Origin of the sequence: Trinickia sp. NRRL B-1857 (genome assembly GCF_050470685.1) — a bacterium.
Lineage (GTDB): Bacteria > Pseudomonadota > Gammaproteobacteria > Burkholderiales > Burkholderiaceae > Trinickia.
Genome location: NZ_JBFLUK010000001.1, coordinates 1,715,585 through 1,741,682 on the forward strand (window position 1 = coordinate 1,715,585; position 26,098 = coordinate 1,741,682).

Genomic DNA, 26,098 nt, shown 5'->3' on the forward strand with positions numbered 1-26,098 from the left:
ACCGCAAAGCCACGGACTACCGTGGCTTTTTTCATTTCCCGCTCACCTTTCCTTCACTTACCGCGGAGCCGTGCCATGCAATCGACGCAGAACCCGACGCAGTCGCTGATGTACATCACCAACCGGCCGGACATCGTCTTTACGCGCGGCTCGGGCTCGTGGCTGTTCGACAGCGAAGGCAAGCGCTACCTCGATTTCATTCAAGGTTGGGCCGTCAACTGCCTCGGACACTGCCATCCCGCGATGATCGAGGCGCTCGAGACGCAGGCGCGCCAGCTCATCAACCCGTCGCCGGCGTTCTATAACGAGCCGATGGCCAACCTCGCCGCGCTGCTGACCGAGCACAGCGTCTTCGACAAAGTCTTCTTCGCCAACAGCGGCGCCGAAGCGAACGAAGGCGCGATCAAGCTCGCCCGCAAATGGGGCAAGAAGTTCAAGAACGGCGCCTACGAAATCATCACGTTCGATCACAGCTTCCACGGCCGTACGTTGGCGACGATGTCGGCAAGCGGCAAGCCCGGCTGGGACACGATCTACGCCCCGCAGGTGCCGGGTTTTCCGAAAGCCGAGCTGAACGACATCGCATCCGTTGAAAAGCTCATCGGCGATCAGACCGTTGCCGTCATGCTCGAGCCGATCCAAGGCGAAGGCGGCGTCATTCCGGCCACGCCCGAATTCATGCGCGAATTGCGCGAGTTGACGAAGCGCCACGGATTGCTGCTGATCGTCGACGAAGTGCAAAGCGGTTGTGGCCGGGCCGGTACGCTGTTCGCCTACGAACTCTCCGGGATCGAACCGGACATCATGACGCTCGGTAAAGGCATCGGTGGCGGCGTGCCGCTCGCGGCGCTGCTCTCGAAAGCCGAAGTGGCCGTGTTCGAGGCTGGCGACCAAGGCGGGACCTACAACGGCAATCCGTTGATGACGGCGGTCGGGTACGCGGTCATCAAGACGCTGACGGCCCCGGGCTTTCTCGAAGGCGTGCGCGCACGCGGCGAGTACTTGCGCACTAAGCTCGTCGAGCTCTCGGCCGAACGCGGCTTCGAGGGCGAGCGCGGCGAAGGGCTGCTGCGCGCCTTGCTGCTCGGCAAGGATATCGGGCCGCAGATCGTCGAAAAGGCGCGCGACATGCAGCCCGTGGGCCTGCTGCTGAACGCGGCACGGCCGAACTTGCTGCGCTTCATGCCGGCGCTGAACGTGACGAACGAGGAGATCGATCAGATGATGGCGATGCTGCGCACCATCCTCGATTCGCTTTGATCTTTCGACGTGAGGGACGCGGCGACTCTCCATCGCCGCGGTCGCAATAAAGAAGGCCGCACGCGTGTTATCGACGCATGCGGCCTTTTTGCTGAGGCTGGAGCCGGGCCCGAACGTATTTCGCTCAGACCGGCCGCCCCAAAGAACTTACATCGAGACCTTGTTGATGAAGGTCCGCTTGCCGTCCTTATAGCCGTAGATCGAGATGATGCCGTGCTTCAAGTCGCCCTTGGCATCGAACGTCGTCTCGCCGATCACGCCCTTGTAGTCGCTCGTGGGCATCGCCGCGAGGATCTTCGCCGGATCGATCGAGTTCGCGCGCTTCATGGCATCGACGATGATGTAGACGGCATCGTAGGTGTACGGCGAGTACAGCACCACGTCTTGGTCGTAGCGCTTCTTGTACTTCGCCGCGAACGCCGCGCCGCCCGCCATTTGGTCGAGGCCGACGCCGGCTTGCGAGCAAACGATGTTGTCCGCCGCGTTACCGGCCAGATCGGCGATGTTGGCCGTGCACACGCCGTCGCCTGCCAGGATCTTCGCGCGCAGGCCGAGTTGCTTGGCTTGCTTGGCGAACGGGCCGCCCGTTGCGTCCATCGCGCCGACCATGATCGCGTCGGGGTTTTCGCCCTTGATCTTCGTCAGAATCGCGCGGAAGTCGACAGCCTTGTCGTTCGTTGCGTCATGCGACACGACGGTCATGCCGGCTGCCTTCGCGGCCGTTTCGAATTGCTGCGCCAGGCCCTGACCGTAAGCGGTCGAGTCGTCGACGATCGCAATCTTCTTCACGTGCATTTCCTTGGCCGCGTAGTTCGCGAGCGCGGGACCTTGCTGAGCGTCCGTTGCGACGACGCGGTAGGTCGTCTTGAAGCCTTGCTCCGTGTACTTCGGATTCGTGGCGGACGGCGAGATCTGCACGACGCCAGCATCGCTGTAAATCTTCGATGCGGGGATCGACGTGCCCGACGTTTCGTGGCCGACCACGGCGACGACCTTGTCGTCGACGAGCTTTTGCGCGACTTGCGTGGCTTGGCGCGGATCGCCCGCGTCGTCTTGCGGATCGAGTTGGAGCGTCACCTTTTGACCGCCGATCACGAGACCCTTCGCATTGATCTCTTCGATCGCGAGACGGGCGCCGTTTTCGTTGTCCTTACCTTGGTGAGCCGAGCCGCCCGTGAGCGGTGCGACGTGGCCGATCTTGACGGTCGTATCGGCGTAAGCGGTGCTGGAAAGTGCAAAAGAGAGAGCAGCGGCTGCTGCACAGCCGGTGAGAAGCGACTTAATCACTGTTGTAATTCCCTTGTTGGATCGGGTTTTTGTTAGTACTACTGCGGGCCGTGGGCCCATTGACGGCGCCCGTGCTCTCGCACGGGCGCGCGAGAGATGGCGTTACTCGCCGAGGTACGCAGCGCGCACCTTCGGATCGTCGAGCATTTGCTTGGCATCGCCCGACATCGTGACCATACCAGAATCCATCACATAGCCGCGGTTAGCCGCTTGCAGTGCGAGGCGTGCATTCTGCTCCACGAGCAGCACCGTCAGGCCTTCCTTGGAGATGTCGCGCACGACTTCGAAGATCTTCTCGACCATGATCGGCGACAGGCCCATCGACGGTTCGTCGAGCAGGAGCAGCTTCGGACGGCTGATAATGGCACGCGCCATCGCCAGCATCTGCTGTTCGCCGCCCGAGAGCGTACCGGCCAGTTGCTTCGCGCGCTCTTTCAGGCGCGGGAAATAGCCGAACATACGATCGACGTCGCTCTGAATCGCGTCGTTGTCGTTACGCAAGTACGCGCCCATCTGCATGTTCTCGAGAATCGACATGCGCGCGAAAATGCCGCGGCCTTCCGGCACCATCGCCAAGCCGCGCTTGAGCAGCTCGTGCGCCGGCACGCCCTTGATCGATTCGCCGAGGTATTCGATATCGCCCGCCGAATAGGGCTTGAGGCCGGTGATGGCCTTCATCGTCGTCGTCTTGCCCGCGCCGTTCGCGCCGATCAACGTGACCAGCTCGCCCTGCGCGACTTCCATGTCGACGCCCTTGACCGCTTGGATGCCGCCGTAATTGACCTGTAGGCCCTTGATTTTCAACATTGCCGTAGCCATCAGTGGACCCCCGCGCCCAAATATGCCTCAATCACCTTCGGGTTCTTCTGCACGTCTTGCGGCAGACCTTCAGCGATCACCTTGCCGTAATCGAGCACCGTCATGCGGTTGCACAGGTGCATCACGAGTTTCACGTCGTGTTCGATCAACAAAATCGTCTTGCCGTCGTCGCGAATCTTTTCCAGAAGACGCGTGAGTTCGACCTTCTCCGTCGCGTTCATCCCCGCCGCGGGCTCATCGAGCGCGAGCAGCTTCGGATCGGTCGCCAGCGCGCGCGCGATTTCCAAGCGGCGTTGGTGCCCGTACGACAGATTGCGCGCCGTGTAGTCGGCGTATTGCAGCACGCCAACGTACTCGAGCAGCTCGAGCGCGCGCTCTTTGATCTCGCGCTCTTCCTTGCGCTCCGCCGGCGTTTGGAACACGGCGCCGAGCAACCCGTGCTTGGTGCGCACGTGACGGCCCACCATGACGTTCTCGAGCGCGGTCATGCCGCCGAACAGACGGATGTTTTGGAACGTACGTGCGATGCCGGCCTGGGCCACTTGGTGGACGGCCGTCGGCTTGTAGTCCAGACCGTCGAGCTTGAAATCGCCCGAATCGGGCGTGTACAGCCCCGTGATCACGTTGAAGAACGTGGTCTTGCCCGCCCCGTTCGGGCCGATCAAACCGTAGATCGTGCCTTCTTCGATTTGCAGGCCGACGTCCGACAGCGCTTGCAGGCCGCCGAACCGCTTGTTCACGCCCTTGACGGACAAACGAATGCTTTTATTGCTCATGTCTTGTTTCCTCCGCTCTTCAAGCGCGAACCGGCTTTTTGGCGTTGCGCTTGGCCAGTTTCGCGATCTTGTCCTCATGCTTCGGCGCCGGCCACAGGCCTTCCGAGCGGTAGAGCATGATCAGAACCATCGCCAAACCGTACAGCAACTGACGGATCACTTCCGTGTCCAGGATCTGATGGCCGAACAGCCAATGCTGCAACGGACCCATCGTCGAACGCAGGAATTCCGGGAAGATAGCGAGCAACACGGCACCGAGGATGACGCCCGGGATGTGGCCCATGCCGCCGAGCACGACGCAGGCGAGCACCACCACCGATTCCCAGAACGTGAACGACTCGGGCGAGACGAACCCTTGGAAGCCGCCGAACATCGCGCCCGACAGGCCGCCGAACGACGCGCCCATCGCGAACGCGAGCAGCTTCACGTTACGCGTGTTGATGCCCATTGCCTTCGCGGCGATTTCGTCTTCGCGAATGGCGGCCCAAGCACGGCCGATACGCGAGTGCTGCAAGCGCGTACAGACCCAGATCACGAACAGCGAGCACAGCACGAACAGGTAGTAATACAGGTAGACCGAGGGCAGCTGCATGCCGAAGATCGTGTGCGTCTGCGCCAAGCTGAAGCCGGCCACGTGCACGGGATCGACACCGGTAATCCCTTGCGGTCCGTTCGTGATGTTGATCGGGCGGTCCAGGTTGTTCATGAAGATCCGCACGATTTCACCGAAGCCGAGCGTCACGATCGCCAGGTAGTCGCCGCGCAGACGCAGCGTCGGCGCACCGAGCAGCACGCCGAACAGCGCGGCCAGGCCCATCGCGATCGGCACGATCAGGAAGTACGACAGATGCAGACCGTTCGGCCAAATGCGCCCGATCCACTCGAACTGCGTGGACAGGTGCGGCGAAGTCAACAGTGCCGCCGTGTAGGCGCCCACCGCGTAGAAGGCGATGTAGCCCAAGTCCAGCAGGCCGGCGAAGCCCACGACGACGTTCAGGCCCAGCGCCAGCATCACGTAGAGCATCGCGAAGTCGAGCACGCGAACCCAGTAGTTGCCGCCGGCCGCACCGATAATCATCGGTGCCGCAATAACGAAGATAGCGGTGAGGACACCCACGACGAGCGTCTTCGTGGCATTTTTCTCGGGGATGAGCGTGGTGGACGGCTCGATCGGTTGAATAGAAGTCATTTGCTTTGCTCCTTGCCCTTACGCGCGGTCCGCGACACGTTCGCCGAGCAGACCCGACGGACGGAAGACCAAGACGATGATCAGGACGATGAATGCGAACACGTCTTGATAGTTACTACCGAACACGCCGCCCGTCAGGTTGCCGATGTAGCCGGCGCCGAGCTGTTCGATCAGGCCCAGCACCACGCCGCCGACCATTGCGCCGCCGAGGTTGCCGATGCCGCCCAGCACGGCGGCGGTGAACGCCTTCATGCCCGGGATGAAGCCCATATAGAAGTGAACGTTGCCGTATTCCGATGCGATCATCACGCCGGCCAAGGCAGCCAGCGCCGAACCGATCATGAACGTCGCCGAAATCACGAAGTTCGGGTTCACGCCCATCAGGCTCGCGACGTTCGGGTTCTCGGCGATGGCACGCATCGCGCGGCCAAGCTTGGTCTTATGCACGAGCAGCAACAGGCCGGCCATCACGAGGAACGCGACGACGATGATCGTGATTTCAGTGGCCGAGATCACGGCGCCGACCGTCGTGTCGGTGGCCTTGATCACATTGATCGGATCGGTCGAGATGAGCTGCGGAAACGGCAGCGGGTTGCGCGACCAGATCATCATGGCCAGCGTTTCCAGTAGGATCGAAACGCCGATGGCGGTGATCAACGGAGCCAGACGCGGCGCGCGGCGCAGCGGCCGATACGCGGTGCGCTCGATCAGGTACCCGACGACCGCGCATACGGCGGCGGCGACGATGAGCCCGATGATGAGCGTCGGGATGTTGCCGAGCCCAGGGAAGTGATTGTGCAGCACGTTGATGGTGGACAGCGCGACCATCGCACCGACCATCAGCACGTCGCCGTGAGCGAAGTTGATGATGCCCAAGATGCCGTACACCATCGTATAGCCGAGTGCAATGATCGCGTAAACGCTACCAAGCACCAGACCGTTGAGGATCTGCTGGATGAAGATATCCATTTAAAGCTCCTTAGCCCGTGCGACTGGATCTTCGCTTCACGCCGGTTGTAACGCGGACGGTCTACGAAAACCGCAACGGCACTGCGGGTACTGATAAAAAAACCGGTAAGGGTCGGCCACCTCACAGCTACCGCTCGAAGCCGTGATTCGGCAGCAGACCGGTGGGGCGGATGCAAAAACGGCACCGTCGGGTATCCGGTGCCGTCGCGTTGCCATGCTCCGTCACTACACCTCCACGACGTCGAGAACCGCGCATGCGCTGTCCTTGAAGTCGTGAAGCGTAATGGCACCGCCCTCGCGAATCGCCGCCGGCGCCGAGGGTGATGAAGGCCGTCCGCGCAGTTGCGTGCGTGGTGGTCATCGCCTTAGGCGTCTTGGGCGTCTCGATCGAGGCGGCACACTTCTTTGCGCCGAACGCCGCGTAAGCGGCATCCGTCGCCAGCGTGCTTGCGCGGGCTTCGCCATACTGCGCGAAGACTGCATCCTGGTGTCGGCGCGCAGACGATAAACCTGCCTGCGGACCGACGCGATACCGCCACGCAACGAGCGCGGACGGCATCCCCTTGCCGGCATGCACGCCGCCCGCAAGGATTGTTGCTCCGATTTCGAGTGCGGCCTGCGCTACAGGCAACACACTCAACGAAAATGTTCCGCCATACCCACGCGTGCTCGATCGAGCGCGCCCGGTGCGGGTGGGGAAAGTCGCCGACGCCGGCGTGCGCAAAGGCACGTGCCGAAGTGAGCGAGCTGGCCGCGCGTGGTCGCTCAACCGCGACGCCGCCTGCTTTTTATTTTGTTTGTCCTGGTCCAAAGGCGCGGAGCGTGCCGTCAACCATCCGGCCTGCCCCAAGGAGACGATAGTCGCCATCTCGTTCGCCGGCACCGCGACGGCCCTCGCCGCAACACCGATGCTCGCCTCGCCGCCCCTCGTGATGCTCGATGCGGCGTAAGCAAACTTGACTTGCATTAACTAGGTCTCCTGCGCCTTACTCAATACCGATGCCCAAAGGCCCGGGGACCTTGAGGACGCGCGCATTGTAACTCTAATTGCCGAACGGCCAATATGCTGAATCGCCAGGGTTTTCCTGCATTGCAACCTTTTTTTGGGACCCTTATTTGGTGCACGTCGCAACCAAGTTGCAACATTTCGACATTTATTGGGAGCAACCTCCAACCACGCGATCTCGCGGCAAATAAAAAAGCGCGCCGGAAAGGGCGCGCTTTTTCAGCAAGACCGGGAACCAAGGGAAAACCCCGAGCCCGACTATCGATCGAATCGAGGTGCATCGTTCGCACCTCGCTCGATTACGCCGGCAAAGTGAGACCGCGGGGCAGCGGGAACGCGATGTTTTCCTCGATGCCCTCGAGGGCGCGCACGTTGCGCACGCCGAGTTCGCGCAAGCGGGCGATGACGGCCTGTGCAAGCACCTCCGGGGCGGATGCGCCGGCCGTGACGCCGATGCGCAGCTTGCCCGCGACCCAGGCCGGATCGATTTGGTCCGGGGAGTCGACCATATAGGAAGGCACGCCCCGCTTTTCCGCCACTTCGCGCAACCGATTCGAATTCGAGCTATTCGGGCTACCGACGACGATCACGACGTCGCACTGCGGCGCCATGAACTTGACGGCGTCTTGCCGATTTTGCGTCGCATAGCAGATGTCTTGCTTCTTCGGCTCGCGAATCGAGGGGAAGCGCGACTTGAGCGCGGCGATGATGTCGGCGGCGTCGTCCACGGACAGCGTCGTTTGCGTGACGAACGCGATGCGGGCGGGATCGGCGACCTCGAGTGCATTCACGTCTTCGATGCTCTCGACGAGATACATCCCCTCGCCGCATTGCCCCATCGTACCTTCCACCTCGGGGTGCCCCTTGTGGCCGATCATGACGATATCGAGCCCTTCCTGCCGCATCTTCGCCACTTCGATGTGAACCTTAGTGACGAGCGGACAGGTCGCGTCGTAAATGCGCAGCCCGCGCGTTTCGGCCTCCTCGCGCACCGCCTTCGAGACGCCGTGCGCACTGAAGATCACGGTGCTGCCCGAGGGGACTTCGTCGAGCAACTCGACGAAGACCGCGCCCTTCTTGCGTAAATCCTCGACGACGTAGGCGTTGTGGACGATTTCGTGGCGCACGTAGATCGGGGCGCCGAACAGCGTAATCGCGCGCTCGACGATCTCGATGGCACGGTCGACGCCAGCGCAGAAGCCGCGCGGCTGCGCGAGCAGAATTTCCGCCTCGGCAGCGGCAAGAGAGGTGTCCGTGAGGCTCATGTCTACAAAATTCCGATGATGTGCACTTCGAACGTCAGCGCTTGGCCCGCGAGCGGGTGGTTGAAATCGAACAGCGCGGAGGTTTCGCCGATCTCCTTGAGCACGCCCGCGTAACGGCCGCCGCTCGGCGCATTGAATTCGATCAAATCGCCGGGAGCAATATCCTCGCCCATCATGCCGTTCTCGCGCAGCGTCGCCAGCGAAACGCGCTGAATGAGGTCGGGATTGCGCGGACCGAACGCCTGACCTTCGGCTAGCCGGAAGGTCGAATGGTCGCCCGTCTTCATGCCCAGCAAAATAGCTTCCAGCGGCTCGGCCAATTGACCGGCGCCCAGCAAGAGCGTGGCCGGTTTGTCGACGAACGTGTTCACGATGTCGGCCCCATCGGCAAGCGCAAGCCGGTAGTGAAGCGTGACATGCGAACCGGCCTTCACTTCTGAAATATCGATGATGCTCATGCAGTAGCTCGTTGGGCAAACGTGAGTGGCGCGGCGCGCGCAAAGCAGTGCGGGACGGGAGCCGCCCGCGGATGGCCGCCCGCGGATGGCCGCCCGGCGGATGGCCGCCCGCGGATCGCCGCCCGACACAAAACATCTATTGTAAGCCAGCTCGCGCCGGGGGAGTTCGGGCCCTATGAGCGCGTCGGCAAGGGCCTCGCGGAAAACCTACTCGGAGATGCGCAGATGCAAGATAGTTCCACCGTCGTCCCCTTCCGGGCGCCCCCACACCGATCGCGTGCGGCGAAGTGTCGCCCGCGAGCGGGAGCCGCGCACGACATGCCGCGCGAACGGCTCATCGGTGTGGGTCCGGCGGCGTTGTCGGACACGGAATTGATCGCGATCTTTCTTTGCTCGGGCGTGCCGGGCCACGATGTTTTCGACGTCGCGCGCTCGCTGCTCGAGCGCTTCGGATCGTTACGCGCGATGCTCGACGCCGCGCCGTCCGATTTTCATGGATTGCGCGGAATCGGGCCCGCGAAAACGGCTGTCCTGCTGGCCGTCATCGAGATGGCGCGCCGCGCGCTTGCGGAGCAGGCGAGCGAACGCCCGCTCGTCGATTCGGCCGCCGCCGTGCAAGACTATGTGCGATTGCTGATCGGCGCCCGGCCCTACGAAGCGTTCGTTTGTCTCTATTTAGATGCGCGGCACCGGCTCATCGATACCGAGGAAACGTCGCGCGGCTCGCTCACGCGCATGGCCGTCTATCCGCGCGAAATCGTGCGCCGCGCGCTGGAGGCAAACGCGGCGAGCTTGATCGTGGCGCACAATCACCCGTCGGGGGCCGTCAAACCCAGCGCGAGCGACCGGCAACTTACGCACGTGCTGCGCGATGCGCTCGCGCTGATCGATGTGCGGCTCGTCGACCACCTCGTGGTCGGCCGCCATGATATCTTTTCGTTCGCGCAGGCCGGCTGGCTTTGATGCGCGGCGCGATCGAAGCATCCGCCACACATCGACGTAAATTCGGTTTGATTTTTCGGCGCTTTTTCTGCTAGAATCGCCGTCTGCCTGTTTCCAACCCCGTTCAGAAGCTTGGGGGGAGGTCGCCGCGACCGGTTGCTGATCGGCTTCCCGTGCCCAGTTTGGGCCGCCCGCCGTCCACCATCCATCGCTTTCACGCGGCTTAGCTTGTCGGGTCACCGCGCCATACGGCGCATGCTCCAGCTAGCTAGGAACGGCGAGAAAAGCGGCGGTGTCGACCTTTCCTGTTAGGCCCGACCCAGGCTTGAACCCCGAATTTAAGCGTTTTAGGAGTGCTCTCATATGGCACGCGTATGCCAAGTAACTGGGAAAGCGCCGATGAGCGGCAACAACGTTTCCCACGCAAACAACAAGACGAAGCGGCGCTTTTTGCCGAATCTGCAATACCGCCGTTTCTGGGTGGAAAGCGAAAACCGTTTCGTGCGCCTGCGCGTTTCGAACGCCGGTCTGCGCCTCATCGATAAGAACGGCATCGATACCGTGCTCGCAGATTTGCGCGCACGCGGCGAAATCTAAGGAGTAAGTCATGGCCAAAGGCGCACGCGACAAGATCAAGCTGGAGTCGACCGCAGGCACGGGTCACTTCTACACGACCACGAAGAACAAGCGCAACATGCCGGAAAAGATGGAGATCATGAAGTTCGATCCCGTCGCCCGCAAGCACGTGGCGTACAAGGAAACGAAGATCAAGTAATCGGTTTCCTGCGAGCCCGAAGACACTAAAAAGCCCCGCCCTGTGCGGGGCTTTTTGCTTTGCGCACTACCCGTTCGGTGCCGCGGCGCGGTATGCTCCCTCGTTTACCCGCGCGCACAGACATGGCGGCGGGCGCAAGTCGGATCGGGGACAAAGGATTTGCAGATATGAATTTCGACGTCGTAATCGTAGGCAGCGGGCTCGCAGGGCTAACCGTCGCACTGAATTTGGCCGAGAAGCGGCGCGTCGCCGTCATCGCCAAGCGATCGATGATGGAAGGTGCGAGCGACTGGGCGCAAGGCGGGATCGCCGCGGTGCTCGACTCGGCGGACAGCGTCGAAAATCATGTCAACGACACGCTGATCGCGGGCGGCGGCCTCTGTGACGAGGGCGCCACACGCTTCATCGTCGAACACGGTCGCGAGGCGATCGAATGGTTGATCGCTCAAGGCGTCCCGTTCACGCGCGACGACGCCGCGGAACTCGGCTTTCACCTCACGCGAGAAGGCGGCCACAGCCATCGGCGGATCATTCATGCGGCCGACGCGACGGGCCACGCCGTCGTGGCGACGCTCTCCGAGCGAGTACGCGCGCATCCGAACATCACGCTCCTCGAAGACCATTACGCGATCGATCTAATCACGTCCGATCGCCTCGGCCTGCCGGGCCGCCGCTGCCACGGCCTTTATGCGCTCGACTTGGCCGGCGGGCGCACGGTTACGCTGCAAGCGCCGCATACGATCCTCGCGACGGGCGGTGCGGGCAAGGTCTATCTGTATACGACGAATCCCGATACGGCGACGGGCGACGGCATCGCGATGGCGTGGCGCGCGGGCTGCCGCGTGTCGAACATGGAATTCATCCAGTTCCACCCGACCTGCCTCTTCCACCCGTACGCCAAATCCTTCCTGATCACCGAAGCCGTTCGTGGCGAAGGCGGCAAGCTGGTCCTGCCCGACGGCACGCGCTTCATGCCCGCGCACGATGAGCGGGCCGAACTCGCGCCGCGCGACATCGTTGCCCGTGCGATCGACTTCGAGATCAAGAAACGCGGGATCGACTGCGTCTATCTCGACATCAGCCACCAACCGGCCGAATTCCTGCACGAGCATTTCCCGACGATCCTCGCGCGCTGCCTTGAATTCGGCATCGACATCACGAAAGATCCAATCCCGGTCGTACCGGCCGCGCACTACACGTGCGGCGGCGTCGTGACCGATTTGGCCGGGCGCACCGATCTCGCCGGCTTGTATGCCGTCGGTGAAACGTCGTGCACAGGCTTGCACGGCGCCAATCGCCTCGCCAGCAACTCGTTGCTCGAATGCCTCGTCATTGGGCGCTCCGCAGCCGATGCGATCGAGGCCGAGGGATTCGAAGCCGGCGCTCATGCGCCGCTGCCCGACTGGGACGAAAGCCGCGTCTCCGATCCCGATGAGGAAGTCGTCGTTGCCCACAACTGGGACGAATTGCGCCGGCTCATGTGGAACTACGTGGGCATCGTGCGAACCGACAAACGTCTGACGCGCGCAAAGCACCGCATCGCGATGCTGCGCGACGAGATTCAGGAGTACTACGCGAATTTCAAGGTGAGCCGCGATTTGCTCGAGCTGCGCAATCTCGTCGACGTCGCTTCCCTGATCGTCGACAGTGCGCGCTCGCGTCGCGAGAGTCGCGGCCTGCACTTCTCGCGCGATTGGCCGTCGGCGTTGCCCAAGGCATTGCCAACTGTTCTTTCGCCCGAGCGAGTCCGCAATCGGAAGGTCTAATCGCCGATCGAGCCGGCCCGGGCGCTCCGCCCGCCTTGCCGGCTCGCGTACGCGCTAGATCAAGCGCATCGAGTAGTCGGTCGCGCGCACGTCTTTCGTCAGCGCACCGATGGAAATGCGATCGACGCCCGTCTCGGCAATGGTCCGCACCGTATCGAAGCTCACGCCGCCCGACACCTCGAGCAGCGCTCGTCCCGCCGTCAGTTTGACGGCATCGCGCATTGCCTCGAACGAGAAGTTATCGAGCAGGATCGATTCGGCCCGGTGCGCAAGCGCGGTTTCCAATTGCTCGATCGTCTCCACTTCGATTTGAATCGATACGCCCGCGTTCAGCGCGTAGGCCGCATCCAACGCCGCACCCACGCCGCCCGCCGCGGCGATGTGGTTCTCCTTGATCAGAATGCCGTCGTACAACGCAATGCGCTGGTTCACCCCGCCGCCCACACGAACCGCGTACTTTTGCGCGAGCCGCAGGCCCGGCAAGGTCTTGCGCGTATCGAGGATGTGCGCGCGCGTACCGGCGACGGCATCGACATAACGGCGCGTCGCCGTCGCGACGCCGGAAAGCAGTTGAAGGAAGTTCAGGCCGTTGCGCTCGGCCGTGAGTAGCGAGCGCGCAGGCCCGCGCAGAAAACAAACGGCCGAATCGGCCTTCATGACCTCGCCTTCGCGGTAACGCCAGTCGATCTCGATCGATGCATCGACCTGCCGCATCACCGCCACGAACCAGGGCACGCCGCAGAGCACCGCGTCCTCGCGCACGATGATGCGCGCTTCGCGGATCGAATCTCCCGGCACGAGTCGCCCCGTGCGGTCGCCGTCACCGACATCCTCCGCCAGCGCATCCGCCACATTTCGGGCGAGCGCTGCATCGAATGCCGCGCCGTAGCGCGCGTGAAGTTCGGCGAAAAGCGGGGAGACGGCGTCCTCGACGTGCGCTGCTTGTTGCTCGGTCATATGATCAGGTTGTCCTTTGCGCCCCGCTCGGCCAGGCAAGCGCGCGCGGCGCATGAATGGGAAGGTCGGGCGTTAGGCCGCACCGACGTTGGCGAACAGCGTCGTATCGCGAGCAAGGTCGCCGCTCGCACGAACACGCTTCTTGTGCTCCGCCGCGAATGCAAGCATCCGGTCGATCGGCAAGCGAGCCCGCTCGCCTACGGCCGCATCCACGAAGATCTCGTTGTGGCCGCGCTCGAGCACCTCCACCAGATTGGCCAATCCGTTCATCGCCATCCACGGGCAATGCGCGCAGCTCTTGCACGTCGCACTATTGCCGGCCGTCGGAGCGGCGATGAACGTCTTGCCGGGAGCGGCAAGGCGCATCTTGTGCAAGATACCGAGATCGGTGGCCACGATGAAGTGAGTCGCGTCCAAGCGGGTCGCCGCATCGATCAATTGGGTCGTCGAGCCGACGACATCGGCCTGCGCCACGACACTTGCCGGCGATTCCGGGTGCACGAGCACCTTGGCGCCCGGGTGCTCGGCACGCAACAGATCGAGCTCGATGCCCTTGAACTCGTCGTGGACCAGGCACGAGCCCTGCCAAAGCAGCATATCGGCGCCCGTCTGGGCCTGGATGTAGCTGCCGAGGTGACGATCCGGCGCCCAGAGGATCTTTTCTCCGCGCGCATGCAGATCCTTGACGATTTCGAGGCCGATCGACGACGTGACCATCCAATCGGCACGCGCTTTCACGGCCGCACTCGTATTGGCGTAGACCACCACGGTACGGTCCGGGTGCGCATCGCAAAATGCGGAAAATTCGTCGGCGGGACAACCGAGATCGAGCGAGCATGTCGCGTCGAGGTCGGGCATCAGGATCCGCTTGCCGGGACTCAAAATCTTGGCCGTCTCGCCCATGAATCGAACGCCCGCCACTACGAGCGTTTGAGCGTCGTGGTCGCGGCCGAAGCGCGCCATCTCGAGCGAATCGGCTACGCAGCCGCCCGTTTCGTCGGCGAGTTCCTGTAGTTCGGCGTCGACGTAGTAATGCGCGACGAGCACCGCTTTTTCTCGTACCAGCAACTCGCGCACACGGGCTTTAAGCCGGGCGCGCTCATCGGGCGCCGGCGCCGGCGGGACCTTCGCCCAGGCGTGGCCGATGCCGCATACCGCGCCGCCCTGCGGCTTATCGAATTCGACGGTTTTGATGGCCGGATCCATCGTGTTCTCCTCTAGTCCGCCTGCCGGCGTTGGCCTCTCGCCTGGCGGTCGAGCTGAGCCGAGCGCGTTACAAGGGCCCAAAAAGCAACACCCCGCCAGACGCGGGGTGTGTGACGTAACGAAATTTTAATGGATTTCGTCTTTCGGCGTGCTCAGGCGTACCGGCGCAAGCGCATCGCGAATTCTTGCAGCGCCTTGATGCCGCTTTGCTCGGCGCGATGGCACCAGTCTTGAAGCTGCACGAGCAGCTGTTCACGCGAAGCGTTCGAGCGCTCCCAAATCGCGCTCAGATCGTTGCGCAGCTCGATGAAGGTGCGCAGGGTTTGGCTGTCCGCGAAAATTTCGGGAAGCTGGCGCTTTTGCGGCTCGTCGAGGCCCGCCTCGTCCTTGTGGAACCAATTGCGCGCGCTACGCATCAGTTGATACTTCTCGCGCGAGCCGATTTCCTTCAAACGGGCCAACTCCTGACGATAGGCGCGCTTGACCGTCTTGCCGTAACGCGCCATCACTTCGTAGCGGTTGCTCAGCACGGCTTGCAGCGTCTCTTGATCGAGCACGAGCTTGCGGGCGGCGAGGCGAGGCGTGGGCGCGACCTTCTTGACCTTCGCGAGCCCGACGGCCGACATCATGCGGATATAGAGCCAGCCGATATCGAACTCGTACCATTTGTTCGACAGCTTCGCCGACGTGGCGAACGTATGGTGATTGTTGTGCAGTTCTTCGCCGCCGATGATGATGCCCCACGGGAAGATGTTCGTGCTGGCGTCGGCCGAATTGAAATTGCGATAGCCCCAAAAGTGCGCGAGCCCATTGACGACGCCCGCCGCCCAGAAGGGGATCCACACCATCTGTACGGCCCAAACTGACAACCCGACCACGCCGAACAAGGCGACGTCGATCACCATCATGATGCTCACGCCGAGGATCGGATAGCGCGTATAGACGTTGCGTTCCATCCAATCGTTAGGCGTGCCGTGCCCGAAACGGCGCAGCGTTTCTTCGTTCTTGGCCTCGGCCCGATAAAGTTCGGCGCCTTCGAGCAGCACCTTCCAAATGCCGCGCGTTTGCGGGCTGTGCGGATCTTCCTCGGTCTCGCACTTGGCGTGGTGTTTCCGGTGGATCGATGCCCACTGGCCCGTAAGCATGCCCGTGGTCATCCACAGCCACAAGCGGAAGAAGTGACTCGCGACCGGATGCAGATCGAGCGCGCGGTGGGCTTGGCAGCGATGGAGATAAACGGTGACGCCGATGATCGTCACGTGCGTGACGGCGAGCGCAAACAGCACGATTTGCCACCAAGTGAAGCGAAGGAAACCGTGTGCAAGAAAATCGAGAAGGGAGTTCAGCAAGGCGTTGTACCTGTATTGCGAGGACACCCAGCTCGGTTGCGGGCGTCAAAAAGTTGAAAGCTGGCTTTCAGAACTGATCGGCATTCTACTGCAACCGACGCAAGTAGTTGTAACAAATGAGGTTTTACCCCGAGGCGCTATCGCAACGACTGCCAGGTTTATCCCGATTTACGGCCTGCGCGAGGCGCTGCGGCCGATCGCCGCAGCGACGATCGAGCACCTTCTATGCACCCGGAGCCAACGCCGTGCCCGCTCCTGCCGCATTCGCGGCCGGCTCGCCGATCGGCATCGACCCGCCCGCAGCTTCGCGTCCCATTTCCACCCCGCCGCCGAGCGCCGCCGGCAACCCGCCGACGAAATGGACATCGCGCCGGGTGTAGGGGATCGAAACACCATGCTCGTTGAACAGCCGCCAAATGTTGCGATTGATCGTCGAACGCGTGCCCGCCGTCCCCTTGGCGGCCTCTTCGATCCAAAAACCGAGTTCGAGATTGATGCCGTCCGCGCCGAAGCTCGCGAGGTAGGCGGCCGGGGCCGGATCCACGACCACCCGCTCCACGCCTTGCGCCGCTTCGACGAGCAGCGCCAACGCGCGATCGAGATCGGCGCTGTAGGCGATCTGAACGGCCGCCTTCGCGTACCCGCGCGTGAGATAAGACGAATGATTCTGTACGACGTCGGTGACGAGTTTTTCGTTCGGAATCAGCGTTTCGATGCCGTCCAGCCCCCGCACCGTGGTGTACCGCGTACGGATTTCGGTCACTTGGCCTTGCAGCCCCGCGACATTGATCGTGTCGCCGATCCGCAGCGACCGGTCGATCAGGATGATGAAGCCCGAGACGTAGTTGCTCGCGATCTTTTGCAAGCTGAAGCCGAGCCCGACGCCGAGGGCCCCGCCGAACACGCCGAGCACCGTGATGTCGATGCCGACGAGCGAAAAACTGACGAGCAGCGCGGCCAGCACGAGCAGCGCGCGCCCAAGACGCGACAGCACGACGCGCAAGTTCGCGTCGATCGAATACGCGCGCATCACGCGGTCTTCGTACACGGATCCGACCCACAGCGCGAAGATCACCGTGGCGCAGACCCACATGAGGCCCGTCGTCAACGACAGAAGCGTCATGTGCGCCGTGCCGACCCGAAAGTGGACCGACGCCATCCAGCGCAGCACTTCGTCTTGAATGCCGAGCACCGTCATGAGCATGCCGACCCAGACGAGGAACGAGACGAGCTTTTCCGTGATCGAGAGCCATGCATGTGCCTGCCCCGATCGGGCGAATACCCGGCGCGCGATGAAAAAGACGATATAGATCAACGCGATGCCGATGAGCGGCACGAGCGCGAGCTCGAGCAGCGAGGTCGACATGTACTCGTCGAGGACCGTCTGCGCAATCCAAACGAGCACGCCGCCGAGCAGCGGGAACAGCGCCTTATGCAGACTTTCGGCGCCGAAACGCGCTGCCTCATGCCGCGCTCGCCGGTGCGAATCGAGCCTGGCGCGTACAAACCGCGCGAGCAGCCACGCCACGATCAGCGTGCCGATCAGCGTCGACGCCTGCCAAATCATGACGGGCTCGCCATAATCGCGAACGATGCCCGCCAGCATGTGGGAAAGGATGCGGTTTTGCGTCATCGACTCAAGCACGGCGTTCGAGAACGGCCGCGAAAAAGCCGTCGGTCGCGTGCCGGTGCGGCCAAAGCGACAAGTACTCGCCCATCTCGAGTTCGATCCGCTGCTCGGCCAGGACTTGACCGGCGGGAATCAGCGCGAAATCGGGATGATCGGCCAAGAAACGCGTGACGATCGATTCGTTCTCGGCCTCGAGCATGCTGCAAGTGGCGTAGACGAGACGGCCGCCCGGCTTCACGAGACGCGCCGCGCTCGCAAGAATCGCCCCTTGCTTCGGCACCAGCTCCTCGACCGAGGCCGGGCTTTGGCGCCACTTCAAATCGGGGTTGCGGCGCAACGTACCGAGACCGCTGCACGGCGCATCGACCAAGACGCGATCGATTTTGCCCGCCAGACGCTTGATCTTGGCATCCTGCTCGCTGTCGATGAGCACCGGGTGCACGTTCGACAAGCCGCTGCGCGCAAGCCGCGGCTTGAGCTTGGCCAGGCGGCGCTCGGAGACGTCGAATGCGTACAGCCGCCCCGTCGAGCGCATCGCGGCGCCGAGCGCCAACGTCTTGCCGCCCGCGCCGGCGCAGAAATCGACGACCATCTCGCCGCGGCGCGGGGCCATCAGCGCGCATAGCAATTGACTGCCTTCATCCTGCACTTCGATCCAGCCGTCCTCGAACGGCTGCAACTTGGTCAGCGCCGGCTTGCCGGCGACGCGCACGCCGAGCGGCGCAAAGGGCGTCTCCCCGGCTTCGATCCCCGACGCCTGCAATGCGCTCAGCACCTGCTCGCGACTGGCCTTGATCGGGTTGACGCGCAAATCGAGCGGCGCCGGGTAGTTCAGCGCGGCGGCGAGCTGCGCGAGCTCCTGCTCGTCGAACCGTTTGGCGAGCGCTTCGACGATCCACTCGGGCAGATTCGTCCGTACGCGCAGCGGCAGGCTCGCCGGATCGATTTTCGACACATGCTCGAGCCAAGCGCCCTCGGCCTCGGAGACGAACGGCGCGACCGCCGCACGGCCGGCCGTCTGCATCAAGCCGAGCAGCGCGAGGCGCCGCGTCGGGCTGCCGCTTCCGCTCTCGGCCAAGTGCGCGAACTCCATACGCCGGCGCAAGACCGCGAACACGGCCTCGGCGATGATTCCGCGCTCGCCATGGCCGAGCTTCGGATGAGCGCGGAAGAAACGGCTCGTCGTGGCGTCGGCCGGACCCGTGAATTTCAGGATCTCGGCCAGCAGCGTTTCGGTCTGGCCGATCAGAAACCCGTGCAGGGCGGAGTCGCGCCGGCTGGCGCCCGTGCGGCCCCCGGTGCGGTTGTCCTTGGGCGAGCCTTTTGCCGCGCCTTTGTCTTTCTTTTTCATACTTTTCATGCGGCCGTCCCTTGGGTATCCGAAAAAAACCATTGCGGCTCGGGCGGCGTAACCGTGACCCGTAGCCCCGCGAGCGTCAAACGTCCTTCGACGAACCAGCGCACGGCGCGCGGGTAGATCGTATGCTCCACCGCCAGCAGGCGCCGCGCGAGCGAGCCGGCGTCGTCCGCGGCCGTCACCGGAATAGCGCCTTGCACGACGATCGGCCCATGATCGAGCTCGGGCGTCACGAAATGCACCGTGGCCCCATGCAGCGTCACGCCGGCTTCGAGCGCGCGCTCATGCGTGCGAAGCCCGGGAAAGCTCGGCAACAGCGAAGGGTGAACGTTCAGCATGCGGCCCGCGTAGCGCCCGACGAAGCCCATCGTCAACACGCGCATGAAGCCGGCCAGTACGACGAGGTCCGGAGAAAAGCCGTCGACCACGTCGGCGAGCGCCGCATCGAACGCCTCGCGATCGGCAAAACCGCCATGCTCGACGACGGCCGTGGCGATGCCGTGGGCGCTAGCGAACGCCAGCCCGGGCGCGTCGGGCCGGTTCGACACGACCGCCGCGATACGCGCCGGCCAGCGCTCGCTGGCGCAGGCGCGTACGATGGCTTCCATGTTGCTGCCGCGCCCGGAAATCAAAATCACGATATTTTTCATCCGGCGATTTTATCACCCGGGGGACCCGCCAAAGCCTCGCGCCGCCGCGCCAGGCCCCGAGCGTTTATAATCTTTTGCTTTGCGGCATTTGCCGCCCGCCCATCGATGAATGGCTTCGCGGCATCGTGCCGCCCACCCCAACGGCTATCGTGAAAGTCTTCCGCGGTCTTCCCAACGCCGAAAGCCGCGCGCCCTGCGCGCTGACGATCGGTAACTTCGACGGTGTCCACCGCGGCCACCAGGCGCTGCTCGCCCGCGTGAGCGAGGCGGCGCACGCGCGCGGCCTGCCCGTGTGCGTGATGACCTTCGAGCCGCACCCGCGCGAATTCTTCAATCCGGCCAGCGCACCGCCGCGCATCGCGATGCTGCGCGACAAGCTCGAAGCGCTACGCACGAACGGCGTCGATCGCGTCGTCGTCGAGCATTTCAACCAGACGTTCGCAAGTCAATCGCCCGAGGCGTTCGTCAAACGCATCTTGGTCGACGGCCTGCACGCGCGCTGGGTACTGATCGGCGACGACTTCCGTTATGGCGCCAAGCGCGCGGGCGACTTCGACTCGCTCAAGGCGGCTGGCGAGCAATACGGCTTCGAGGTCGAGCAAATGCCGACCGTCGCCGATACGAGCGGCGCCCGCATTTCGAGCTCGGGCGTGCGCGCCTCGCTCATCGCGGGCGACCTCGATGCCGCGCGAGCTGCGCTCGGGCGCTCTTACGCGATCAGCGGGCACGTCACGCACGGGCTCAAGCTCGGCCGCGACCTCGGCTTTCCCACGCTGAACCTGCCGATCGCGCACAAGCGCCCCGCACTCGCCGGCATCTTCGTCGTACGCGTCCACGGCATCGAGGACGCGCCGCTGCCGGCCGTCGCGAGCCTCGGGCTGCGCCCGACCGTCGACGATTCGGGGCGCGTTTTGCTCGAAGTGCATTTACTCGATTGGCACGGCGACGCCTATGGCAAACTCGTGCGCGTCGAATTCTTGAAAAAGCTGCGCGACGAGGAGAAGTACCCCGACCTCGAAACGCTGACGGCGGCCATCGCTCACGACGTGGCGGTCGCGCGCGCCTACTTCGCGGCGGACTCGGCCCCGGCCTCGCGCGGCGCCGGAACGGCCGCCGATGCCGCGCCGGGCAGCCGAACGACAGGGTTTTCGACATCGGCGACCGACCGAATTCGCTAACCGCCCGCATGAACGCCGGCCCGCGCCGGCCGAGCAACACGACAGACCCCATACCGAAGCGCCCACGGCTCGGGCGCCCACCGTTTTCAGCGATAGCACCATGAGCGACAAAAAAGCCGATTCGAAATCCCAGGCCAAGTATCCGGTCAACCTGCTCGACACGCCGTTCCCCATGCGCGGCGACTTGCCCAAGCGCGAGCCGCAATGGGTCAAGGCATGGCAAGACCAAGGGATCTACGAGAAGATCCGCGCGGCCAGCAAGGGCCGGCCGCTATTCGTGCTGCACGACGGCCCCCCGTACGCCAACGGCGACATCCACCTCGGGCACGCGGTCAACAAGATCCTGAAAGACATCATCGTCAAGTCGCGCAACATGGCGGGCTTCGACGCACCGTATGTGCCCGGCTGGGACTGCCACGGCATGCCGATCGAAATCCAGATCGAGAAGAAGTTCGGCAAGTCGCTGCCGGCCGAGGAAGTCCAGCGCAAAGCACGCGCTTACGCGGGCGAGCAAATCGAAACGCAAAAGGCCGGCTTCAAACGGCTGGGCGTGCTCGGCGATTGGGACAACCCGTACAAGACGATGAACTTTTCGAACGAGGCGAACGAAATCCGCGCGCTCGCGAAGATTCTCGAGAAGGGTTACGTCTTCCGAGGCCTCAAGCCCGTGAACTGGTGCTTCGACTGCGGCTCGGCGCTTGCCGAGGCCGAAGTCGAGTACAAGGACCGCGTCGACCCCTCGATCAGCGTCATGTTCCCGTTCGCGGAGCCGGAAAAGACGGCGCAAGCGTTCGGCCTCTCGGCGCTGCCGCGTGCCGAAGGCGGGATCGTCATCTGGACGACCACGCCGTGGACGATCCCGGCCAACCAAGCCCTGAACGTGCACCCGGAGCTCGAATACGCACTCGTCGACACGGAGCGCGGCTTGCTCGTGCTCGCACAAGAACGCGTCGACGCTTCGCTCAAGCAGTTCGGTCTGTCGGGCAGCGTAATCGCCACGGCACCGGGCGCGAAGCTCGTCAATCTGCGCTTCCATCATCCGCTCTCGTCGGCGCACCCGGGCTACAAGCGCACCTCGCCCGTGTACCTCGGCGAGTACGTGACGATCGACTCGGGCACGGGTGTCGTGCACTCGTCGCCGGCCTACGGCGTGGAAGACTTCGAATCGTGCAAGTCCCACGGGATGGCCGATTCGGACATCATCAGCCCCGTGATGGGCGACGGCCGTTACATCGAATCGCTGCCGCTGTTCGGCGGGCTCACGATCTGGGAAGCCAATCCCAAGGTGGTCGAGGCGCTCACCGGAGCGGGGACGCTGCTGCACACCGAAAAGTACCCGCACAGCTACATGCACTGCTGGCGCCACAAGACGCCGATCATCTACCGCGCGACCTCGCAATGGTTCGCGGGTATGGATCTCACGCCGAAGGAAGGCGGCGCGACGCTGCGCGAAACGGCGTTGGCCGGCGTCGAGGCGACGGCGTTCTACCCGTCGTGGGGCAAGCAGCGCCTGTTCAACATGATCGCGAACCGCCCCGACTGGACGCTCTCGCGGCAACGCCAATGGGGCGTGCCGATGGCGTTCTTCGTCCACAAGGAAACGGGCGAGTTGCATCCCCGCACGCTCGAGCTGCTCGAAGCCGTCGCGCAACGCGTCGAGGCCGGCGGCATCGAGGCATGGCAAACGCTCGACGCACGCGAGTTGCTCGGCGACGACGCCAACCTCTACGAAAAGAATCGCGACACGCTCGACGTCTGGTTCGATTCGGGCACGACGCACTGGCATGTGCTGCGCGGCTCGCACAAAGCGGTCTCGCAATTCCCGGCCGACCTCTACCTGGAAGGCTCCGATCAGCACCGCGGCTGGTTCCATTCGTCGCTCTTGACGGCCTCGATGCTCGACGGCCGCGCGCCTTATCGCGCGCTGCTCACGCACGGCTTCACCGTCGACGGCGAAGGCCGCAAGATGAGCAAGTCGCTTGGCAACGGCATCGACCCGCACGACGTGGCCAACCGGCTCGGCGCCGAGATCATCCGCCTGTGGATCGCCTCGACCGACTATTCGGGCGAACTCGCGATCTCCGAGGAAATTCTCAAGCGCGTGACGGAAAGCTATCGCCGTATCCGCAACACGCTGCGCTTCCTGCTCGCGAACTTGTCCGACTTCGATTACGCCCAACACGCGGTGCCGGTCGGCGCTTGGTTGGAAATCGACCGTTACGCCGTAGCGCTCGCCGGCGAATTGCAAAAGGACATCCTCGCGCATTACGAGAAGTACGAATTCCACCCCGTGGTGGCGAAGCTACAGACGTTCTGCTCGGAAGATCTCGGCGGGTTCTATCTCGACGTGCTCAAGGATCGCCTCTACACGAGCGCGGCGAATTCGCCCGCGCGCCGCTCCGCGCAAACGGCGCTTTATCACATCGCCCAGGGCTTGCTGCGCGTGATGGCGCCGTTCCTCTCGTTCACGGCGGAAGAAGCCTGGAAGGTCTTCCAACCGGGCAGCGACACGATCTTCACGGAAACGTACTACGCCTACCCCGAGGTCCCGGCCGCCGAGGGTCTGCTCTCGAAGTGGTCGGTGCTGCGCGCCGTGCGCGGCAACGTGATGAAGGCGCTCGAGGAAGCGCGCTCGACCGATCGGATCGGCTCGTCGCTACAGGCGCAGGTCACCGTTCGTGCAACGGGCGCCGCCTACGATGCGCTCGCGAGCCTCGGCGACGATTTGAAGTTCGTCTTCATCACATCGGATGCGACGCTCGTTAAAGTCGACTCCGATGCCGAGGAAGGGGTCGACGTCGTGACGTCGAAGTACCTGAAGTGCGAACGCTGCTGGCACTATCGTGCCGATGTCGGCGCCCACGCCGATCATCCGACGCTGTGTGGACGATGCTTCAGCAACCTGTTCGGCGATGGCGAGAAAAGGAGCGCCGCATAATGGCGAAATCGCGTTCGATGCAAACGAGCGGCTCGTCGTCGCTCGCACCGTGGCTCGGCATTTCGCTGATCGTCATTTTGTTCGATCAGCTCACGAAGATCGCCGTGACGAAAGTGTTCGCCTATGCCACGCCTTACGTCGTCACGCCGTTCTTCAACTTCTTGTTGATCTTCAACCGCGGCGCCGCGTTCAGCTTCTTGTCGTCGGCGAGCGGCTGGCAACGCTGGGCCTTCACGGCACTCGGCGTGGCGGCGGCGTGCGTGATCGTCTATTTGCTCAAGCGTCACGGCAATCAGCGGCTGTTTTGCACGGCGCTCGCGCTGATCATGGGCGGCGCGCTCGGTAACGTCATCGACCGCCTCGTGCACGGCCGCGTGATCGACTTCCTCGACTTCCACGCGGGTGGCTGGCATTGGCCCGCATTCAATTTGGCGGACAGCGCGATCGTCGTCGGCGCGATGCTGCTCGTACTCGACGAGCTGCGGCGCGTGCGCGGCGCACGCTGACCCCGCCGCGGGCCGTATCGTCTTCGCGGCGGACGGCCCCGCCCTCTTACGAGTGCATTCGGAGGCAACGTTGGCAACCGCAGAACTCGAAGGCAAGCGCGTACTGCTCGGCATGACGGGCGGCATCGCCTGCTACAAGATCGCCGAACTCACGCGGCTCATGACGAAGGCCGGCGCGACCGTACAGGTGGCGATGACCGAAGCGGCGACGCAGTTCATCACGCCCGTGACCATGCAGGCGTTATCGGGACATCCCGTCTTCACGAGCCAATGGGATGCGCGCATCGACAACAACATGCCGCACATCGATCTGTCGCGGGCGGCCGATGCGATCGTCATCGCGCCGGCCTCGGCCGATTTTCTGGCGAAGCTCGCACAGGGCCGCGCCGACGATCTGCTGTCGATCCTCTGTCTTGCGCGAGAGTGCCCGCTGCTTGTCGTGCCGGCCATGAATCGGCAGATGTGGAGCAATCCCGCCACGCAACGGAACGTTGCGCAACTGCGCGCGGACGGCGTCGTCATCCTCGGTCCCGACGCGGGATCGCAGGCCTGCGGCGAAGTCGGCGAAGGCCGCATGATCGAGCCCGAGGCGGCTTTCGAAGCGATCGTCTCGTTCTTCCGGCCGAAGCTGCTAGCGGGCCGGCGCATGCTCGTCACGGCCGGTCCGACGTTCGAGGCGATCGATCCCGTGCGCGGCCTGACGAACCGCTCGAGCGGCAAAATGGGCTTCGCGCTCGCGCGGGCCGCGCAGCAAGCCGGTGCCGACGTGCGGCTGATTGCGGGTCCGGTTGCGCTATCGACGCCTTGGGGCGTGGAGCGAGAAGACGTCGAAACGGCGCAGCAGATGTACGACGCCGTGATGCAGGCCGTAGCCGACTACGACGTGCTCGTTTCGGTTGCCGCCGTAGCCGACTGGCGCGTCGCGCAAGTGAGCGAACACAAGATCAAAAAGAGCCCGACGCAAACCGTGCCGTCGCTCTCGTTCGTCGAAAATCCCGACATCCTCGCCACAGTGGCGCGGCTACCGAACCCACCGTTTTGTGTCGGGTTCGCGGCCGAGAGCGGCGATCTCGAAACGAACGGCGAGCAAAAGCGGATCAAGAAGCATGTGCCGCTGCTGATCGGCAATCTCGGCCCAGCCACGTTCGGTCGCAACGACAACGAGGTGGTGCTGTTCGATGCCTCGGGCGCGACCCATTTGCCGCGTGCCGATAAAGACGCGTTGGCGAGCGTGCTGATCGAGGAGATCGCGCGGCGCCTGCCCGACGCCAGCCTCATTTCCTAAGAACGACCTGACGGCGAGGCGGCCCCCTTTGGCCGCTCGCCTCCTATTGCGGAACTCATGAAACTCGACCTGAAGATTCTCGACGCGCGGATGCGCGATTACCTTCCCGCCTACGCCACGCCCGGTAGCGCCGGCCTCGATCTGCGTGCTTGCCTCGATCACGCCTTGACGCTCGAGCCAGGCCAAACGGCGCTTGTTCCCACGGGTCTTGCGATTCACGTCGGCGATCCCGGCCACGCGGCGTTGATCTTGCCGCGCTCGGGGCTCGGTCATAAGCACGGTATCGTGCTCGGCAACCTCGTCGGCTTGATCGATTCCGACTACCAGGGCGAGTTGATGGTGTCGACTTGGAATCGCGGGCAGACGAACTTCACGCTGAACCCGATGGAACGCCTGGCGCAGCTCGTCATCGTTCCCGTGGTGCAAGCGCAATTCAATATCGTCGATGAGTTCGCGGCCAGCGAGCGCGGCACGGGCGGTTTCGGCAGCACCGGCAAGCACTGATTCGCCGCGGCCCGCGTTCAAACAAA

The 26,098-nt window shown here is 63.6% G+C and carries 24 protein-coding genes; 11 read left to right on the forward strand and 13 right to left on the reverse strand.

The window, feature by feature from the left end; all coding sequences use genetic code 11:
- Nucleotides 1-75 precede the first annotated feature (75 nt).
- Nucleotides 76-1,260 (forward strand): acetylornithine transaminase, encoded by a 1,185-nt coding sequence (locus tag AB1286_RS07560; RefSeq protein ID WP_430362676.1) that lies wholly within the window; start codon nt 76-78, stop codon nt 1,258-1,260.
- A gap of 147 nt (nt 1,261-1,407) precedes the next feature.
- Here the strand turns inward: AB1286_RS07560 and AB1286_RS07565 are convergent, their stop codons facing one another.
- From AB1286_RS07565 to AB1286_RS07585, 5 genes are all read right to left on the reverse strand, one after another.
- On the reverse strand, nt 1,408-2,547 hold the full coding sequence (locus AB1286_RS07565; protein ID WP_430362677.1) for a branched-chain amino acid ABC transporter substrate-binding protein: 1,140 nt from the start codon (nt 2,545-2,547) through the stop codon (nt 1,408-1,410).
- Between the two features lie 102 nt (nt 2,548-2,649).
- Nucleotides 2,650-3,366 (reverse strand): ABC transporter ATP-binding protein, encoded by a 717-nt coding sequence (locus tag AB1286_RS07570; RefSeq protein ID WP_430362678.1) that lies wholly within the window; start codon nt 3,364-3,366, stop codon nt 2,650-2,652.
- Complete coding sequence (locus AB1286_RS07575) at nt 3,366-4,142, reverse strand: ABC transporter ATP-binding protein (protein WP_430362679.1); 777 nt, start codon at nt 4,140-4,142, stop codon at nt 3,366-3,368. The genes AB1286_RS07570 and AB1286_RS07575 overlap by 1 nt, the downstream gene beginning before the upstream one ends.
- Nucleotides 4,143-4,161: 19 nt before the next feature.
- Nucleotides 4,162-5,331: an ABC transporter permease subunit gene (locus AB1286_RS07580; RefSeq protein WP_430362680.1), complete on the reverse strand. Its 1,170-nt coding sequence runs from the start codon at nt 5,329-5,331 to the stop codon at nt 4,162-4,164.
- 18 nt (nt 5,332-5,349) lie between these two features.
- Entirely contained in the window at nt 5,350-6,300 is a 951-nt protein-coding gene (locus AB1286_RS07585; protein WP_430362681.1) for a branched-chain amino acid ABC transporter permease, read from the reverse strand.
- A 686-nt stretch (nt 6,301-6,986) separates the two neighbouring features.
- On the opposite strand from AB1286_RS07585, the gene AB1286_RS07590 reads away from it, so the two are divergent.
- Complete coding sequence (locus AB1286_RS07590; protein ID WP_430362682.1) at nt 6,987-7,250, forward strand: hypothetical protein; 264 nt, start codon at nt 6,987-6,989, stop codon at nt 7,248-7,250.
- A 355-nt stretch (nt 7,251-7,605) separates the two neighbouring features.
- Here the strand turns inward: AB1286_RS07590 and ispH are convergent, their stop codons facing one another.
- Both ispH and AB1286_RS07600 read right to left on the reverse strand, forming a co-directional pair.
- Nucleotides 7,606-8,571: a 4-hydroxy-3-methylbut-2-enyl diphosphate reductase gene (gene ispH / locus AB1286_RS07595; RefSeq protein WP_430362683.1), complete on the reverse strand. Its 966-nt coding sequence runs from the start codon at nt 8,569-8,571 to the stop codon at nt 7,606-7,608.
- Nucleotides 8,572-8,573: 2 nt separating this feature from the next.
- A complete protein-coding gene (locus AB1286_RS07600; protein WP_430362684.1) occupies nt 8,574-9,029 on the reverse strand; it encodes an FKBP-type peptidyl-prolyl cis-trans isomerase in 456 nt (151 codons plus the stop codon).
- A gap of 225 nt (nt 9,030-9,254) precedes the next feature.
- Between AB1286_RS07600 and radC the strand changes: the two genes are divergently transcribed.
- The 4 genes from radC (at nt 9,255) to nadB (ending at nt 12,512) form a co-directional block, all read left to right on the forward strand.
- Nucleotides 9,255-9,992: a RadC family protein gene (gene radC / locus AB1286_RS07605; RefSeq protein WP_430362685.1), complete on the forward strand. Its 738-nt coding sequence runs from the start codon at nt 9,255-9,257 to the stop codon at nt 9,990-9,992.
- Between the two features lie 342 nt (nt 9,993-10,334).
- On the forward strand, nt 10,335-10,568 hold the full coding sequence (gene rpmB / locus AB1286_RS07610; RefSeq protein WP_102648738.1) for a 50S ribosomal protein L28: 234 nt from the start codon (nt 10,335-10,337) through the stop codon (nt 10,566-10,568).
- Between the two features lie 10 nt (nt 10,569-10,578).
- Complete coding sequence (gene rpmG / locus AB1286_RS07615) at nt 10,579-10,746, forward strand: 50S ribosomal protein L33 (protein ID WP_004185395.1); 168 nt, start codon at nt 10,579-10,581, stop codon at nt 10,744-10,746.
- A 167-nt stretch (nt 10,747-10,913) separates the two neighbouring features.
- Nucleotides 10,914-12,512 carry an L-aspartate oxidase gene (gene nadB / locus AB1286_RS07620; RefSeq protein ID WP_430362686.1) on the forward strand — a complete coding sequence of 533 codons (1,599 nt, stop codon included), beginning with the start codon at nt 10,914-10,916 and terminating at the stop codon, nt 12,510-12,512.
- 54 nt (nt 12,513-12,566) lie between these two features.
- On the opposite strand, the gene nadC is transcribed toward nadB, so the two are convergent.
- From nadC to purN, 6 genes are all read right to left on the reverse strand, one after another.
- Nucleotides 12,567-13,469: a carboxylating nicotinate-nucleotide diphosphorylase gene (nadC, locus tag AB1286_RS07625; protein WP_430362687.1), complete on the reverse strand. Its 903-nt coding sequence runs from the start codon at nt 13,467-13,469 to the stop codon at nt 12,567-12,569.
- Nucleotides 13,470-13,541: 72 nt separating this feature from the next.
- Nucleotides 13,542-14,675 (reverse strand): quinolinate synthase NadA, encoded by a 1,134-nt coding sequence (gene nadA, locus AB1286_RS07630; RefSeq protein ID WP_430362688.1) that lies wholly within the window; start codon nt 14,673-14,675, stop codon nt 13,542-13,544.
- A gap of 152 nt (nt 14,676-14,827) precedes the next feature.
- Nucleotides 14,828-16,024: a DesA family fatty acid desaturase gene (locus AB1286_RS07635; RefSeq protein WP_430362689.1), complete on the reverse strand. Its 1,197-nt coding sequence runs from the start codon at nt 16,022-16,024 to the stop codon at nt 14,828-14,830.
- 223 nt (nt 16,025-16,247) lie between these two features.
- Complete coding sequence (locus AB1286_RS07640) at nt 16,248-17,657, reverse strand: mechanosensitive ion channel family protein (RefSeq protein WP_430362690.1); 1,410 nt, start codon at nt 17,655-17,657, stop codon at nt 16,248-16,250.
- A gap of 4 nt (nt 17,658-17,661) precedes the next feature.
- Entirely contained in the window at nt 17,662-19,014 is a 1,353-nt protein-coding gene (locus tag AB1286_RS07645) for an RsmB/NOP family class I SAM-dependent RNA methyltransferase (protein WP_430362691.1), read from the reverse strand.
- Nucleotides 19,011-19,661 (reverse strand): phosphoribosylglycinamide formyltransferase, encoded by a 651-nt coding sequence (gene purN, locus AB1286_RS07650; protein ID WP_430362692.1) that lies wholly within the window; start codon nt 19,659-19,661, stop codon nt 19,011-19,013. The genes AB1286_RS07645 and purN overlap by 4 nt, the downstream gene beginning before the upstream one ends.
- 122 nt (nt 19,662-19,783) lie before the next feature.
- On the opposite strand from purN, the gene AB1286_RS07655 reads away from it, so the two are divergent.
- From AB1286_RS07655 to dut, 5 genes are all read left to right on the forward strand, one after another.
- On the forward strand, nt 19,784-20,839 hold the full coding sequence (locus AB1286_RS07655; RefSeq protein WP_430365014.1) for a bifunctional riboflavin kinase/FAD synthetase: 1,056 nt from the start codon (nt 19,784-19,786) through the stop codon (nt 20,837-20,839).
- A gap of 100 nt (nt 20,840-20,939) precedes the next feature.
- Nucleotides 20,940-23,777 (forward strand): isoleucine--tRNA ligase, encoded by a 2,838-nt coding sequence (gene ileS / locus AB1286_RS07660; RefSeq protein WP_430362693.1) that lies wholly within the window; start codon nt 20,940-20,942, stop codon nt 23,775-23,777.
- Nucleotides 23,777-24,283, forward strand: a complete 507-nt coding sequence (lspA, locus tag AB1286_RS07665) for a signal peptidase II (RefSeq protein WP_430362694.1) — start codon at nt 23,777-23,779, stop codon at nt 24,281-24,283. Before ileS ends, lspA begins: the two co-directional genes overlap by 1 nt.
- Nucleotides 24,284-24,353: 70 nt before the next feature.
- Nucleotides 24,354-25,568, forward strand: a complete 1,215-nt coding sequence (coaBC, locus tag AB1286_RS07670; RefSeq protein ID WP_430362695.1) for a bifunctional phosphopantothenoylcysteine decarboxylase/phosphopantothenate--cysteine ligase CoaBC — start codon at nt 24,354-24,356, stop codon at nt 25,566-25,568.
- 57 nt (nt 25,569-25,625) lie between these two features.
- Nucleotides 25,626-26,072, forward strand: coding sequence for a dUTP diphosphatase (dut, locus tag AB1286_RS07675; protein WP_430362696.1), 447 nt, complete (start codon nt 25,626-25,628; stop codon nt 26,070-26,072).
- Nucleotides 26,073-26,098: the final 26 nt, after the last annotated feature.